We start from the raw sequence: 14740 nt of genomic DNA, 5'->3' as shown, positions 1-14740 counted from the left end.
CCTTCCTTTAACTAAAAAACGATCTTGTGATCAAGTATATTCCTAACACAAGCATCACTATGCGTAGTATTAAGACAACCGTATCTGATTTGACTGCACGATTAATTCTCACACCTAATTTTGCACCAATCCAACTTGCCACAATCAATATCAGACTGTATCCCCAAACAACATGACCGAGCACAACATGTCCAACCGATCCTGTAATACTCGAAAAGAATATCATCATCATACTCGTGCCAACTGCCACATGTGGTGAAAAACGGAAAACAAGTAACATCAATGGTGTCATCAACGCACCCCCACCAATACCAAAAAGGCCTGATGTCATACCAATTAAGAACGACAAAACAACCGCAACAGAAGGTACGACACCATAACGATATGTTTCACCATGTGCATCTGTAAATGTCTTCATATAACGCTCTTGTTGAAATGCTTGAATCGGTGGTATTTTATGACGAATCATTAATAAAATAGATACAAATATGAGGAAGATACCAAAATATCTGTTGAACGAATGAAGTGTTAAAAATTGACTAAGATATGCTCCAATCAGTGCGCCCGGAATAATCCCAATTAAAAAAATCATTCCATTTTTAACATCCACTTGTTTTTGTTTTAAATATCCAAGACTTGATGTAAGTCCTGTCACAATTAATATGATCGACGATGTACCAATAGCAGTTTGTGGTGTAATGCCTTGTAAGACATCCAGTGTAACGCCGAAATAGATGAGTGTCGGTACAATAATAATCCCTCCGCCAATACCAACAATAGAGCCAATGACGGCGGATAAAAAACCGACTAATAATAATATGATGATACTCATGATTCTATCTCCTTAAAATAACTTTAACTGTTGTGGTGCGAGTCCTTCATAATCAATACCTAAAAAACGTTGTAATGTTTTCGCATTTTGTGCGGCATGTCCACCTGAATTATTGTTAAAGACGACATAGACTTTATCAGCTTTTTTCTCAAGAATTTGCAGATATACTGCTAATTGTCGTAGCTCGTTATCGTTGTAGTCATATAAATAACGTACATCACGCCATTCTTGATCTGTCATATCTTTTTTCGTCCAGCCATATACATTTCGCCCATGCAAGCGTACGAGTGCAGTGGCTTGTGTTATACGATTCACGAAAGGAACAGAACCCTCACCTGCCTGTGGCTCATCACAAACAGCATGTATCAATTGATGCTCTGTTAGAAATGATAACGTATGTTCCTTCATTTCATCTGAAAACCATGATTGGTGCCGAAACTCTATGCATACAGGAAGCTGTTCTAACTGGGCACGCACATAACGAATATAATTTATGTTTTTAGCGTTGCAATCGAACCACGGTGGAAATTGAACTAATACCATCGCCAATTTGTCTGCTTCAACCAGTGGTTGTAACATTTGACGAAAATCATTGAACAGTTCTGCAATTGATTCAGCATAATCCCGATAATCAGCATGCAACGTCAATGCTTGATGTATCTTGACAACAAACTTGAACCTTTCAGGTGTTTCCTTGATCCACTTGATGATATTGCGCTCTGGCTGAATCGCATAATAGGAAGCATCGAGTTCTACAATTGGAAAGTGACTCGCATAGGTCTTCAACTTGTCAGATTTTCGTTCCATATCTTCATACAAACTATCATGATCTCCCCATCCTGTTAGACCAATCTCTATCATTCTATGTCTTCCCTTCTATTTTAGCACATTCATCGTATCACACTGCCGTCTTGCCTTACAGTATTCTGTCTATCAAATTAGCATCTCAAAACAACAAGCAGGCACAACTACAAGTTGAGCCTGTCTACTTGCTGTTGTGCCTCTGTTAACAATGTATTCATGAGTGTTTTTACATCTGTATCTCTCGCCAACCGTGCCCCTTGTCCACTCCATATATGTGTCCAATCAGCGTTCCCTTCTTGAGCAGCTGTCGCACGTATTTGTTTCGTTACATCATTTTGAATTGGATACGGCAACACTTGATGACGTATACTTTCCAAATCATCAATCAAACCATTGCGAATCCCTCTTGCTGCCTTTCCACTCAACACTTTCGTCACAACAGTATCTGTTTCCACACTGTTCAATATCGCTTGTCTGCGGACTGATTTTGACGCACTTTCTTTTGTCGTTAAAAAGGCTGTCCCGAGTTGTACACCTGCTGCACCTAACACATGACTCGCTACCCATCCACGACCGTCCATAATTCCACCTGCCGCTATCACTGGAATCTTCACATGATCTACGATTTGTGGAACAAGTGCCATCGTTCCAACAAGTGCTGACGCTCCGTCTTGTTGGAAGGCCGCACGATGACCGCCGGCTTCACTTCCTTGAGCGACAACCGCATCCATACCCATACGTTCTACTTCCTGTGCTTCCGCCACTGTCGTCGCACTTCCGACAACAACAATTCCTGCATCATGCAATTGTGATACAACGTCAATCGTTGGCACACCAAATGTAAACGCACATACAGCCACGCTCTGTTCAACAACAACGTTTACCAACTGTTGAAATATTTCTGGGTCGTGTGCGCCCGGTTTAGGCGTTGTAATCGACAATGCCTCACGATACGAATGAAGATGCGCATTCATCGTATCAACATCCGCTTCCGTATATGTAAATGATTCAGGCACAAACAGATTCACTGCAAATGGCTTCGACGTCAGCTGCTTCACTCGTTGAATCTCTTGAGTAAGCTTTTCTGGTGTCATGTAGCCTGCGCCAATCGTTCCAAGCCCTCCTGCTTCCGACACACTCGCCACAAGTTCAGGTGTCGTTGAGCCAGCCATTCCGGCTTGAATGATAGGTAATTGAATACCACATTGTTCTGTTATCGCTGTTTGATACCACATAACTTCATCCCCTTTTTATCTTTATGAATTATCGAATGCGATTCAGCTTATCTTGTTCTTCTCGATCCATTTCGTCTTCAATTTCCATACCTAACATTTCTTCTATTAAATCTTCATGGGTCACAATCGCATCTGTTCCACCATATTCATCCAAAACAATCGCCATATGTTTTCGTGTGATTGTCATTTTTCGAAGTACCCATTCTGCACGGTTATGTTCATAAACGAATAACGGCTCTGAACTGTAATCCATCACCTTTTTGTCAGGTGCTTTACTCCACGCCAATAAATACTTAGAGTGAAACACACCGACTACATTGTCTATATCCCCTTCATAGACTGGGTAACGTGTGTATGGATGATTCATCACAATATCATAAACTTCATCGTAAGTATCATCGACTGATAAGGACGTCACATTCACACGCGGTGTATTACTGATATCATCAATCTTCAGCCGGTCAAAGTCCATCACACCTTGAATGCGATTACGTTCCATTTCGTTAAATGCACCTTCTGTTCCGGCAATCGCAACCATCGTACGCACTTCTTCTTTCGACATCTTCTCGACTTCACGTCCTCTCGCAAGGAAGTGTGTCAAACCATCTGTAATCGCATTTAAAATCTTCGTAATCGGTTTAAATATGATGACGAAAAATCGAATAATCGGAAATACAAGTCGTGCAATTTGATCTGCAAAAGTAGCTGCAATTGACTTTGGAATGACTTCTGCAAACATAATGATGACAACTGTTAGAATTGCTGAGGCAATCCCGACATTGACACCCATATCTACAGCAAGAATCGTCACAAGTGTTGGTAATAAAATATTCGCAATGTTGTTACCGATAAGAATCGTTGTAATAAACTCACTTGGTTTTTCTAATAACTTTAATAGCTTGGCAGCTTTCGAATTTCCATTATCTGCTTCTGCTTTTAATTTAACTTTGTTCGCTGCGGTCAGTGCCGTCTCGCTTCCTGAAAAGAAGAATGATACAAAGATTCATAAAATGATCGCAATGATCACTAAGCAGCGCCTCCTTGTGATAGTAAATAAAAGGGTCTGTAACGTAATGCTCAGCTCTCCCCTTTAAGATGTAGAAATAAGTATAATAGCAATAGGTGTCAGAAGTGAAAATGCGTTTTTACATACTTTTGGAAAACTTCTAGTCACCCTTGCTGGAGTAGGACGACGAAATCTTTTAGCCAAAAAGAGTTCTTTCCCACTCCCAATCAAATATATTTTCTAATAAGCCTGCTTGAAAAGCAAGTTACAGATATTGAGAATGACAGACAATTTATCTAACTGAAATGATTCTTATCTTTTTTTATTTCTTTTGCTAGTTTTATTGCATCATAACTGCCTTTTTTAATCAATTCAGTAGCTATGCGTTCTTTATCTACATTACTACGTGTTTGACTCAATTTATATGCTGCTTCAATTTCTGTTATCTTGATTTCAAAACCTTCAATGCCATGAATCTGTTTTTTCGTCTGCTCCGACAACTGATCCCAAGTTGCTCCGTTTTCACGATGTCCTTCATAATGATCTAGTAGTTTTTCTAACGCCTCAGCCAGCTCATCATGAGACTGTAAACGACTCGAGCCATAAGCATGAACGCTTTGATAATCCCATGTAGGTACATCTTCTGTTTCATACCATGAAGATGAGATATAATCATGCGGACCATGGAAAATAGCAAGTACTTGATCATTGTCATTTAACGTTTCAACTTGAGCATTACCTTTTGCGAGATGACCTACTAAATACAGAGCTTCTTCGCGTTCTTCCACCATCACTGGAATATGCGATGCGATAGGTCTCCCTTCAGAAATCGTCACCATTGTAATAAAAGGATATTGTTTCATAAATGCTTTAATCTCTTCATAATCATGCATTTGATAATATTTTGGAATATACATTAACATACCCCCTATAATTCTGTTTTCATAATAAAGTCTGTTTGCGGGTCATCTCCCATATAGAAAGTATGTGCCCCAATTTTTTCGAAGCCTTTTTTCTTATAAAACGCAATGGCATTCTCATTTTTCTCCCAAACACTCAGCCATATGTATCGACAATCTAATGATCGTGCAACTTCAACAGCCTTCTCATATAATTTCGCTCCAAGACCTTTCTTTTGAAATGCATTCAAAAGATAGATGCGTTCAATTTCAAAATGTTGTTCATCAAAAGGCTCAGTTTGTGCATCGAATGCATTCAACTTCAAATATCCAGCAAGTTCATTTTCTGCATAAATAAAATAAAAATATGAATTTGGATTCTGAAGTTCCTTTGTTAATTTCTCATCTGTATACGCAGTGGCTAAATGTTGATCCATATGTTCTTTTTTATTGTATGGGCCGAATGTTTCATCAAACGCCTGGCAAGAAATCGCTTGCAATACTTTCAAATCTTCTAATGTACATGGTCTAATCATTTATAACACATCCTTATCTCTATCAAACGTGTAATACTTTTTGTTATCTGAATTATCTGTTAATTGTCTATACATTTTTCATAACAATTTTCTCCTACCATATGCTCATCATAATATGCAAACTTTACTATTTCAAGGGAATTTTCTACAGAGTTATTAAATAAAAAAGCAGGACAGCATATCATGCCATCCCACCACAAAAGATTAACACCCATTAAATGGTATCAAACCACATAAGTAAATACTTAAATAGCTTGATACCATTGGGTTTAAGCCTATCCGATTGATCCTTCCATCTCGAATTTGATGAGACGGTTCATTTCAACGGCATATTCCATTGGTAATTCTTTAGTAAATGGCTCAATGAAGCCCATTACGATCATTTCTGTCGCTTCTTCTTCAGAAATACCACGTGACATTAAGTAGAAGAGTTGTTCTTCTGATACTTTAGAAACTTTTGCTTCGTGCTCTAAAGAAATATTGTCATTGAAAATTTCGTTGTATGGAATTGTATCTGATGTTGATTCGTTATCTAAGATTAAGGTATCACATTCGATGTTAGAACGTGCGCCTTTTGCTTTACGTCCAAAGTGTACAATACCACGGTATACTACTTTACCGCCATCTTTTGAAATTGATTTTGATACAATCGTTGAAGATGTGTTTGGTGCTTTATGAATCATTTTAGCACCCGCATCTTGAACTTGTCCTTTACCAGCAAATGCGATAGATAATGTGCTACCTTTTGCACCTTCACCAACAAGAACACATGCTGGGTATTTCATAGTCAGTTTAGAACCCATGTTACCGTCTACCCATTCCATGTTACCATTTGCATGAACAAGCGTACGTTTTGTTACAAGGTTGTAAACGTTGTTCGCCCAGTTTTGAATTGTTGTATAACGAACATGTGCATCTTTGTGTACGATAATTTCAACAACCGCTGAGTGCAGTGAGTTTGTTGTGTACACAGGTGCTGTACAACCTTCAACGTAGTTTACTGATGCCCCTTCGTCCGCAATAATTAATGTACGTTCAAATTGACCCATATTTTCAGAGTTAATACGGAAGTAAGCTTGTAAAGGTGTTTCTACCTTCACATTTTTTGGTACGTAGATAAATGATCCACCTGACCAAACTGCTGAGTTCAACGCCGCAAACTTGTTGTCACCTGCTGGAATAACAGATGCAAAGTACTCTTTGAATAAGTCTTCATTTTCTCTTAATGCTGTATCAGTATCTTTGAAAATAATCCCTTGTTCTTCAAGTTCTTTTTCCATGTTGTGATATACAACTTCTGATTCATATTGCGCAGATACACCTGCTAAATATTTTTGTTCTGCTTCTGGAATCCCTAATTTATCAAATGTTCGTTTGATTTCTTCAGGTACTTCATCCCATGAACGCTCTGAACGTTCAGATGGTTTAACGTAGTAAGTGATATCATCAAAATCTAATTCTGACAAGTCTCCGCCCCATTGTGGCATTGGCATTTTGTAGAATAATTTTAATGCTTTGAGACGGAAGTTTAACATCCATTCCGGCTCACCTTTCATATTTGAGATTTCACGTACAATGTTTTCTGTTAAGCCACGTTCTGATCTAAAAATCGATACGTCTTCATCATGGAAGCCATATTTATAATCGCCCACATCAGGTGCTTTTTTAGCCATCAATCATCACTCCTTCATATTCTTAACGTACTAGGAGCGGAATGACATTCCACTCCATTCTATCATTTAATAGGCACTTACTCGTCTTCTGTTGTGCCTTTACCTTCTTTTTCAACAGTTCCTTTTTCCAATGCTTTCCACGCAAGTGTTGCACACTTAATACGCGCTGGGAATTGAGAAACACCTTGTAGTGCTTCAATATCACCCATGTCTTCAGTGATCGTATAGTCTTCACCAAGCATCATTTTTGTGAACTCTTGGCTCATCTCCATAGCTTCTTTCAAACTGTGTCCTTTGATTGCTTCCGTCATCATTGAGGCACTTGACATTGAGATAGAACAACCTTCACCTTCGAACTTTGCATCATGCACCATACCATCGACAATATCAAAAGTTAAGTGGATTCGATCCCCACACGTCGGGTTATTCATATCAACCGTCATCGTACCATCTTCAATCACACCTTTGTTACGAGGGTTTTTATAGTGATCCATAATAACAGAACGATACAATTGGTCTAAGTTATTAAAATTCATATGAGAAAAACTCCTTCGTTCTCTTTAATCCTTCGACAAGTTGATCGACATCTTCTTTCGTGTTGTAAATATAGAAGCTTGCTCGTGCCGTAGATGATACATTCAACCACTTCATCAACGGTTGTGCACAATGGTGACCTGCACGCACAGCAACACCTTCCGTATCAAGCGCAGTTGCGACATCATGTGGATGCACACCATCCATATTAAATGTGATGACACCTGCACGTTTATCAACAGCAGGACCATAGATATCAATGCCCTCAATTTGAGACATTTGTTCATAAGCATATTGTGTTAACGCTTGTTCATGTGCATGAATCGCATCAAAACCAATTGCTTCAATATACTCAATCGCTGCTTTTAAGCCAATCGCTTGGGCAATTAATGGCGTTCCCGCTTCGAACTTCGTTGGCAAGTCTGTCCATGTACTTTCGTGAAGACCTACAAAATCAATCATGTCACCGCCGAATTCGATCGGTTCCATATTTTGTAAGTGTTGACGTTTACCGTACAAGACACCAATACCTGTTGGACCTAACATTTTATGCCCACTAAAGCTGTAGAAGTCTACATCAAGATCTTGAACATCCACTTTCATATGTGGTGCAGATTGCGCGCCATCTACTGAAATAATCGCTCCGTGTGCATGTGCGACTTCTGCAATGGCCTTCACATCGTTGATTGTACCTAAAACATTTGAAACATGTGCCACCGCAACAATTTTCGTCTTATCCGTCACAGTTTCTTTTACTGCTTCTATCGTTAGCTCTCCATCTTTTGTCATCGGAATGAACTTCAATGTCGCACCTTTACGCTTCGCTAACTGCTGCCAAGGTACAAGGTTTGCATGGTGTTCCATTTCCGTCACAACAATTTCATCGCCTTCTTTGATATGGGCATCACCATAACTGTGTGCAACGAGGTTAATAGATGCTGTCGTACCACGAGTAAAGACAACTTCTTCAAAGTATTGCGCATGGATAAATTGTCGCACTGTTTCACGTGCACCCTCGTAACCATCTGTCGCTAATGAACCAAGTGTATGCACACCACGATGTACGTTTGAGTTGTAGCGTTTATAATAATCATCGAGTGCGTCAATCACTTGTTTAGGCTTTTGGCTTGTTGCTGTTGAGTCCAAATAAGCAAGGCGCTTGCCATTTACTTGTTGTTCTAAGATGGGAAAGTCTTGAATGATTGCTTTTACATCTAACTGAGTATCAGCCACGTCTATCACAGACCTTTCTAAAGATATGTTATTTACCTACTTTTAGCTCGATAACTTCACGTAATTGACGTTGAACGTCTTCGATTGGCAATTCACGTACTACTGGGTCTAAGAATCCGTGGATAACTAAGCGCTCCGCTTCTTCTTGTGAAATACCACGACTCATCAAGTAGTAAAGTTGTTCAGGGTCTACACGTCCAACTGATGCTGCGTGACCTGCTTCTACATCATCTTCATCGATTAATAAGATTGGGTTCGCATCGCCACGTGCATTTTCAGACAACATTAATACACGAGATGATTGGTTTGCAGCTGAACCTTTACCACCGTGTTTGATATGACCGATACCGTTAAAGATTGATGATGCATTTTCTTTCATTACACCATGTTTTAAGATATAACCATCTGTTTCTTTACCGTATTGAACAATTTTAGACGTTAAGTTAATTGTTTGATCTCCACGACCTACGACAACTGACTTCAAGTCTGATGTTGAACGGTCACCGATAAGATTTGTCGTGTTATCAATGATTTGGTCACCTTCGTTCATTAGACCTAATGACCAGTTAATCGTTGCATCTTCTGCTGTGATACCACGGCGGATGATATATCCTGTGAAACCTTTATCTAAGAAGTCTACAGAACCATATGATACCTTTGCATTTGGTGCTGCAATGACTTCAGAAATAATATTGATTTGATTCCCTTCACCACTTGTTGTAGAAAGGTAGTTTTCAACGTATGTCACTTCTGCACTTTCTTCAGTCACGATTAATACATGATTGAAGAAGCTTGCGTTCTCATCATCGTGTAACACAACGTATTGAATTGGATCTGCAACAACAACATTTTTAGGTACATACACGAATACGCCACCGTTCATCAATGCTGTGTGTAATGCAGTTAAACGATGCTCATCTACAGTTACCGCATCTTTCATGTAATACTTTTCAACTAAGTCGCTGTGATTTTTCAATGCATCACTGATATGTTCGATAATCACACCATTTTGTTGTGCTTTTTCATTTACTTTCGTGAAAGCAAGTGAATTGTTATGTTGGATGATAAGATTTTCAGTGTTATCTACATTGATAATACGATCGATTTCAGTTGGTAATGCATTAAGATCTTCAAAAGCAACACCTGTTGTATGATGTTGTTTGAATGAATCAAAGTTCCATTTGTCGATCTTTGTTTTATCTGGTTTTGGCATTTCTAAAGACTCAGCTTGTGCTAACGCGTCTTTTCTTAGCGCTGTCATCCAAGAAGGTTCGTTTTGAGCCTGTGAATAATCAACAAGTTGCGCTTCAGAAATATTTAATGTTTCAGTCGTCATAATTATTTCCTCCTATATTGATGATTATTACTTCGCTTCTAACGCTTCGTATTCTTCTTTAACCCACTCGTAACCTTCTTCTTCAAGACGTTTCGCTAATTCAGCACCACCTGATTTAACAATAACACCGTTATACATAACATGTACGAAGTCAGGCGTGATATAGTCTAATAGACGTTGATAGTGTGTGATGATTAAAGAACCGAACTCTTCTCCGCGCATTTCGTTGATACCTTTAGATACAACTTTTAATGCGTCGATATCAAGACCTGAGTCGATCTCATCAAGGATAGCGAACTTAGGTTGTAACATCATTAATTGTAAAATTTCGTTACGTTTCTTTTCCCCACCTGAGAAACCTTCGTTCAAGTAACGTTGTGCCATGTCTTTATCCATTTCTAAGAAGTCCATGTGCTTGTCCAATTGTTTAATGAATTGCATCAAGTTAATTTCTTGGCCTTCCTCACGTTGCGCATTGATTGCTGAACGTAAGAAGTCGGCATTTGTTACACCTGTGATTTCAGATGGATATTGCATTGCAAGGAAAAGACCTGCTTTGGCACGTTCGTCTACTTCTAACTCAAGTACGTTCACACCGTCTAATAACACTTCCCCTTGTGTAATTTCAAATGATGGGTGACCCATAATTGCTGAAGATAAAGTTGACTTACCTGTACCGTTTGGTCCCATGATTGCATGTATTTCATTCGTGTTAATTGTTAAGTTAACACCTTTTAAGATTTCTTTATCGTCAATAGATACGTGTAAATCTTTAATTTCTAATACTGATGGCATTGATATTCCCTCCAAATAAATGATTGATTCCTTGTACTAGTTTATAATAATTTTAATGTAACGTCAAAACCATTCTTTGAATCTACATGCCTATTATAACTGAATTAATCAGTTTTATAAACCTTTTAGAATCGTAAATACATCCATAATTTTTCCCTAAAATGAGTGAGATATTCCCTAAGTTATTGATAATAAAGGGCACTCTGTTCTCAATCACGCTCGATACGACTTAGGGCCTATGGTGAAAGGATATCAGATGTGGCAATATTGTGTTATGATAAGATGACTTATGACGAAAGGAATCATTTTTTATGTCTAAATTTAAACTTTCAAATATCCCTCGAGGGTTTGCCATGGGCATTAGCGACCTTATCCCAGGTGTTAGCGGCGGAACAATTGCGCTGTTACTCGGCATATACGACGACTTTATCGCTTCGGTGAGTGGCGTTTTCTCTAAAAACTTCAAACAAAGCATTGCATTTTTGATACCTATCGTAATTGGGATGGGATTGGCAATCGGTGGTTTAAGCAGCCTGATTAATTACTTACTAGCTGAACATACAATGCCAACGATGTACTTTTTCTTCGGATTAATTATCGGTATCGTTCCTTTTCTAGTCCGTATTTCAAAAATCAAACAAACATTTACAATGAAACATTGGATAATCTTAGTAGCTGCTGTTCTATTTTTAGCTGTCATGGCATTATTCAAAGGCAGCACAACACACGGCGCCCCTTCATATATCGATTTATCAGCACCTATGTTGATCAAATATTTCATCGCAGGCATATGTGCATCAAGTGCTATGTTGCTACCAGGTATTTCTGGATCATTCATCTTACTTGTATTCGGTGTATACAGTACTGTGACGTATTCAATTTCAGAAATCGTACACTTTCACTTCCAAGCACTCCCAGTTATTGTTACTGTTGGCTTAGGCGTACTTGTCGGCTTTCTTATTGCAAGTAAGCTCATCACATATTTGCTGCAACATTATACATTTATGACGTATGCAGCAATACTTGGTCTTGTGATCGGATCACTTTTTTCCGTTTTCCCAGGTCTACCAACAAGCGGCCTCACATGGTTCGTCTCATTTATCACACTGATAGTAGGATTTATCGTTAGCTATGTATTAGGACGCTATACAGAAGCGTAAACACTAAAAAAGCAGTATTTTAAGTATTGAATCACAAACTTAAAATACTGCTTTTTATTATTTTGCAGGGATCACTGCACCATCGTATTCTTTCTTAATGAAGTCTCTCACTTCATCAGATTGTAATGCTTTGATTAAATCTTGAAACTTCTTGTCACCTTTATGACCTTTTTGTACAACTAGTACATTCGCAAATGGTGATGATTCATCTTCCACTGCAATTGAATCTTCAAGTGGTTTTAACCCATTATCAATCGCATAGTTAGAGTTCAAAATCACTGCGTCACCCTCGTTGTTATTGTATGTTTTCGGTAAGAATTCAGCACCTTGCTGATTATCAAATTCGATATGCTTTTTGTTTTCTACAATGTCATCAAACTTTGCGTCTTCAATTTTAACACCGTCTTTGATTTTGATCAGACCTTCTTTAACGAAAAATGATAAGAAGCGCCCTTCTTCGGCAGGATTATTAGAAACGTAAACTTTGGCACCATCTGGTAAGTCTTTTAAACTTTTATGCTTCTTACTGTATACGCCCATCGGAGTCGTTAATACCTTACCTACTTCTTCAAGCTGATAGCCATGTGATTTTTGTTCTGCTTTCAAATATGGAACATGTTGGAACATATTAGCATCAACATCTCCTTTATCAAGCAACTTATTCGGAATTTTATAATCATTCACTTCTCTTACTTCGACATCATATCCGTCTTTCTTCAAAATGTCTCCCGCTTTTTTCACAACTTCTCCATGTGGTGTTGGTGATGCTGCAACGACAATTTTCTTATCTTCTTTTGACGACTCTTTTTGTTGACCACAAGCTGTTAATACGATTGCTAATGCAACGACTAATAGTGCGAATAGTCTTAATTTTTTCATTGGAATACCCCTTCCTTATTTTCTCCACTTTGAATTTGATGATAAAAAAACGATATTTATTCAGCTGGTGTTACGACACCGTCATATTTCTTGTTGATAAAATCTTGGATGTCTTTTGATTGTAAAACTTCAATTAATGCTTTGATTTTTGCATCGTCTTTATGTCCTTCTTGAACTGCGACTAAGTTTGCATATGGATTATCTTTGCTGTTTTCAACTGCAATAGAATCTTTTTGTGGATTTAATTTTTGCTCAAGTGCAAAGTTAGAGTTAATGATTACCGCATCACCTTCATTATTTTGATACGTTTTTGTTAAGAACTCACCAGCTTGTTTGTTATTGAACTTAATATCTTTCTTGTTTTCTACAATGTCATCAAAAGTTGCATCTTGGATTTTAACGCCGTCTTTAATCTTGATTAAGCCTTCATAAACGAAGAATTTCAAGAAACGACCTTGTTCAGATGGATTGTTAGAAACAAATATTTCTGCATCATTTGGTAAGTCTTTCAAGCTTTTATATTTTTGAGAATACACAGCCATTGGTTCTAAGTGAACATTACCTGCTGATTCGATTTTATATTTTTTATTTTTCTTTTCAGTCTCTAAGTATGGTGTGTGTTGGAAGAAGTTTGCATCAAGCTCTCCTGCATCTAACAATTTGTTAGGTGTTGTGTAGTCATTGATTATTTTTACTTCTAAGTCATAACCTTTGTCTTTTAATAACGGTTTGGCTTCTTCAAGGATTTCTGCATGTGGCGCAGGAGATGCTGCAACAACAATTTTCTTATCTTCTTTTGACGACTCTTTTTGTTGACCACAAGCTGTTAATATGACTGCTAATGCAACGACTAATAGTGTGAATAGTCTTAATTTTTTCATTGGAATACCCCCTTACCACTCTGAATTGAGTGATAAAAAAAGACGGGGTCACGCTATCATGACAATAGCATGCTCCCATCTTATTATTAAATTCTCAAAGTTACGCTTATTTTGCTGGTGTTACGGCACCATCATATTTCTTGTTGATAAAGTCTTGGATGTCTTTTGATTGTAAAACTTCAATTAATGCTTTGATTTTCGCATCATCTTTATGTCCTTCTTGAACTGCGATTAAGTTAGCATACGGGTTGTCTTCACTCTTTTCAACTGCGATAGAGTCTTTTTGTGGGTTTAACTTTTGCTCAATCGCGTAGTTTGAGTTGATGATAACTGCGTCACCCTCATTATTTTGGTAAGTTTTTGGTAAAAACTCTGCAGCTTGTTTGTTGTTGAATTTAATGTCTTTTTTGTTTTCTACAATGTCATCAAAAGTTGCGTCTTGGATCTTAACGCCATCTTTAATTTTGATTAAGCCTTCATCAACGAAGAATTTCAAGAAACGGCCTTGTTCAGCTGGGTTGTTAGAAACGAAAATTTCCGCCCCATCTGGTAATTCTTTTAAGCTTTTATATTTTTGAGAATACACAGCCATTGGTTCTAAGTGAACGTTACCTGCTGATTCGATTTTGTACTTTTTGTCTTTCTTTTCAGTATCTAAGTATGGTGTGTGTTGGAAGAAGTTTGCATCAAGTTCTCCCGCATCTAACAATTTGTTAGGTGTTGTATAGTCATTGATTACTTTTACTTCTAAGTCATAACCTTTGTCTTTTAACAACGGTTTTGCTTTTTCAAGAATTTCTGCATGCGGCGCAGGAGATGCACCTACAACAACTTTCTTATCATTTTTGTCTTCTTTGTTACCACATGCAGCAAGTGCGACTGCTAAAACAAGAACTAATGCAATGGATAAAATTCTTTTCATGATTATATGCTCCTT

15 protein-coding genes are annotated in these 14740 nt (G+C 38.0%); 1 reads left to right on the top strand and 14 read right to left on the bottom strand.

Annotation, left to right across the window (positions count from 1 at the left end; translation table 11 throughout):
• Window positions 1–7: 7 nt before the first annotated feature.
• The 11 genes from MUA51_RS02665 to sufC form a co-directional block, all read right to left on the bottom strand.
• Window positions 8–832, bottom strand: a complete 825-nt coding sequence (locus MUA51_RS02665; RefSeq protein ID WP_262560337.1) for a sulfite exporter TauE/SafE family protein — start codon at window positions 830–832, stop codon at window positions 8–10.
• Between the two features lie 12 nt (window positions 833–844).
• On the bottom strand, window positions 845–1693 hold the full coding sequence (locus MUA51_RS02660) for a DUF72 domain-containing protein (protein WP_262560336.1): 849 nt from the start codon (window positions 1691–1693) through the stop codon (window positions 845–847).
• 107 nt (window positions 1694–1800) lie between these two features.
• A complete protein-coding gene (locus MUA51_RS02655; protein ID WP_262560335.1) occupies window positions 1801–2871 on the bottom strand; it encodes an NAD(P)H-dependent flavin oxidoreductase in 1071 nt (356 codons plus the stop codon).
• Window positions 2872–2899: 28 nt separating this feature from the next.
• On the bottom strand, window positions 2900–3874 hold the full coding sequence (locus tag MUA51_RS02650; RefSeq protein WP_262560854.1) for a hemolysin family protein: 975 nt from the start codon (window positions 3872–3874) through the stop codon (window positions 2900–2902).
• Between the two features lie 299 nt (window positions 3875–4173).
• On the bottom strand, window positions 4174–4794 hold the full coding sequence (locus MUA51_RS02645; RefSeq protein ID WP_262560334.1) for an FMN-binding negative transcriptional regulator: 621 nt from the start codon (window positions 4792–4794) through the stop codon (window positions 4174–4176).
• Window positions 4795–4805: 11 nt separating this feature from the next.
• Window positions 4806–5312, bottom strand: coding sequence for a GNAT family N-acetyltransferase (locus MUA51_RS02640; protein WP_262560333.1), 507 nt, complete (start codon window positions 5310–5312; stop codon window positions 4806–4808).
• Between the two features lie 275 nt (window positions 5313–5587).
• Window positions 5588–6985: a Fe-S cluster assembly protein SufB gene (sufB, locus tag MUA51_RS02635; RefSeq protein WP_262560332.1), complete on the bottom strand. Its 1398-nt coding sequence runs from the start codon at window positions 6983–6985 to the stop codon at window positions 5588–5590.
• Between the two features lie 77 nt (window positions 6986–7062).
• Window positions 7063–7521 carry a Fe-S cluster assembly sulfur transfer protein SufU gene (sufU, locus tag MUA51_RS02630; protein ID WP_262560331.1) on the bottom strand — a complete coding sequence of 153 codons (459 nt, stop codon included), beginning with the start codon at window positions 7519–7521 and terminating at the stop codon, window positions 7063–7065.
• A complete protein-coding gene (locus MUA51_RS02625; protein ID WP_262560330.1) occupies window positions 7511–8752 on the bottom strand; it encodes a cysteine desulfurase in 1242 nt (413 codons plus the stop codon). Before MUA51_RS02625 ends, sufU begins: the two co-directional genes overlap by 11 nt.
• Before the next feature lie 28 nt (window positions 8753–8780).
• Window positions 8781–10088 (bottom strand): Fe-S cluster assembly protein SufD, encoded by a 1308-nt coding sequence (sufD, locus tag MUA51_RS02620; RefSeq protein WP_262560329.1) that lies wholly within the window; start codon window positions 10086–10088, stop codon window positions 8781–8783.
• Window positions 10089–10115: 27 nt separating this feature from the next.
• On the bottom strand, window positions 10116–10883 hold the full coding sequence (gene sufC, locus MUA51_RS02615; RefSeq protein WP_095115816.1) for a Fe-S cluster assembly ATPase SufC: 768 nt from the start codon (window positions 10881–10883) through the stop codon (window positions 10116–10118).
• A gap of 311 nt (window positions 10884–11194) precedes the next feature.
• Here sufC and popT point away from each other — a divergent pair, with 311 nt between their 5' ends.
• Window positions 11195–12043 carry a polyprenyl-phosphate transporter PopT gene (gene popT / locus MUA51_RS02610; protein WP_262560328.1) on the top strand — a complete coding sequence of 283 codons (849 nt, stop codon included), beginning with the start codon at window positions 11195–11197 and terminating at the stop codon, window positions 12041–12043.
• A gap of 57 nt (window positions 12044–12100) precedes the next feature.
• Here the strand turns inward: popT and MUA51_RS02605 are convergent, their stop codons facing one another.
• The 3 genes from MUA51_RS02605 to MUA51_RS02595 form a co-directional block, all read right to left on the bottom strand.
• Window positions 12101–12922, bottom strand: coding sequence for a MetQ/NlpA family ABC transporter substrate-binding protein (locus MUA51_RS02605; protein WP_262560327.1), 822 nt, complete (start codon window positions 12920–12922; stop codon window positions 12101–12103).
• A gap of 56 nt (window positions 12923–12978) precedes the next feature.
• The gene (locus tag MUA51_RS02600) at window positions 12979–13803 is read right to left on the bottom strand and encodes a MetQ/NlpA family ABC transporter substrate-binding protein (protein WP_262560326.1); all 825 of its coding nucleotides are present in this window, start codon (window positions 13801–13803) and stop codon (window positions 12979–12981) included.
• Between the two features lie 106 nt (window positions 13804–13909).
• Window positions 13910–14725: a MetQ/NlpA family ABC transporter substrate-binding protein gene (locus MUA51_RS02595; RefSeq protein ID WP_262560325.1), complete on the bottom strand. Its 816-nt coding sequence runs from the start codon at window positions 14723–14725 to the stop codon at window positions 13910–13912.
• Window positions 14726–14740 lie beyond the last annotated feature (15 nt).

Origin of the sequence: Staphylococcus sp. IVB6214 (assembly GCF_025558585.1) — a bacterium.
Lineage (GTDB): Bacteria > Bacillota > Bacilli > Staphylococcales > Staphylococcaceae > Staphylococcus.
The sequence above is the reverse complement of the archived record's forward strand: the minus strand, read 5'-3'. Positions and strand labels throughout refer to the sequence as shown.

What these genes read in the sequence shown, in the direction of transcription:
- MUA51_RS02660 (WP_262560336.1), bottom strand. Translation starts at nt 1,693, where the DNA reads ATGATAGAGATTGGTCTAACAGGATGGGGAGATCATGATAGTTTGTAT.
- MUA51_RS02665 (WP_262560337.1), bottom strand. Translation starts at nt 832, where the DNA reads ATGAGTATCATCATATTATTATTAGTCGGTTTTTTATCCGCCGTCATT.
- sufU (WP_262560331.1), bottom strand. Translation starts at nt 7,521, where the DNA reads ATGAATTTTAATAACTTAGACCAATTGTATCGTTCTGTTATTATGGAT.
- MUA51_RS02600 (WP_262560326.1), bottom strand. Translation starts at nt 13,803, where the DNA reads ATGAAAAAATTAAGACTATTCACACTATTAGTCGTTGCATTAGCAGTC.
- MUA51_RS02645 (WP_262560334.1), bottom strand. Translation starts at nt 4,794, where the DNA reads ATGTATATTCCAAAATATTATCAAATGCATGATTATGAAGAGATTAAA.
- MUA51_RS02640 (WP_262560333.1), bottom strand. Translation starts at nt 5,312, where the DNA reads ATGATTAGACCATGTACATTAGAAGATTTGAAAGTATTGCAAGCGATT.
- sufB (WP_262560332.1), bottom strand. Translation starts at nt 6,985, where the DNA reads ATGGCTAAAAAAGCACCTGATGTGGGCGATTATAAATATGGCTTCCAT.
- MUA51_RS02605 (WP_262560327.1), bottom strand. Translation starts at nt 12,922, where the DNA reads ATGAAAAAATTAAGACTATTCGCACTATTAGTCGTTGCATTAGCAATC.
- sufD (WP_262560329.1), bottom strand. Translation starts at nt 10,088, where the DNA reads ATGACGACTGAAACATTAAATATTTCTGAAGCGCAACTTGTTGATTAT.
- MUA51_RS02655 (WP_262560335.1), bottom strand. Translation starts at nt 2,871, where the DNA reads ATGTGGTATCAAACAGCGATAACAGAACAATGTGGTATTCAATTACCT.
- popT (WP_262560328.1), top strand. Translation starts at nt 11,195, where the DNA reads ATGTCTAAATTTAAACTTTCAAATATCCCTCGAGGGTTTGCCATGGGC.
- MUA51_RS02595 (WP_262560325.1), bottom strand. Translation starts at nt 14,725, where the DNA reads ATGAAAAGAATTTTATCCATTGCATTAGTTCTTGTTTTAGCAGTCGCA.
- sufC (WP_095115816.1), bottom strand. Translation starts at nt 10,883, where the DNA reads ATGCCATCAGTATTAGAAATTAAAGATTTACACGTATCTATTGACGAT.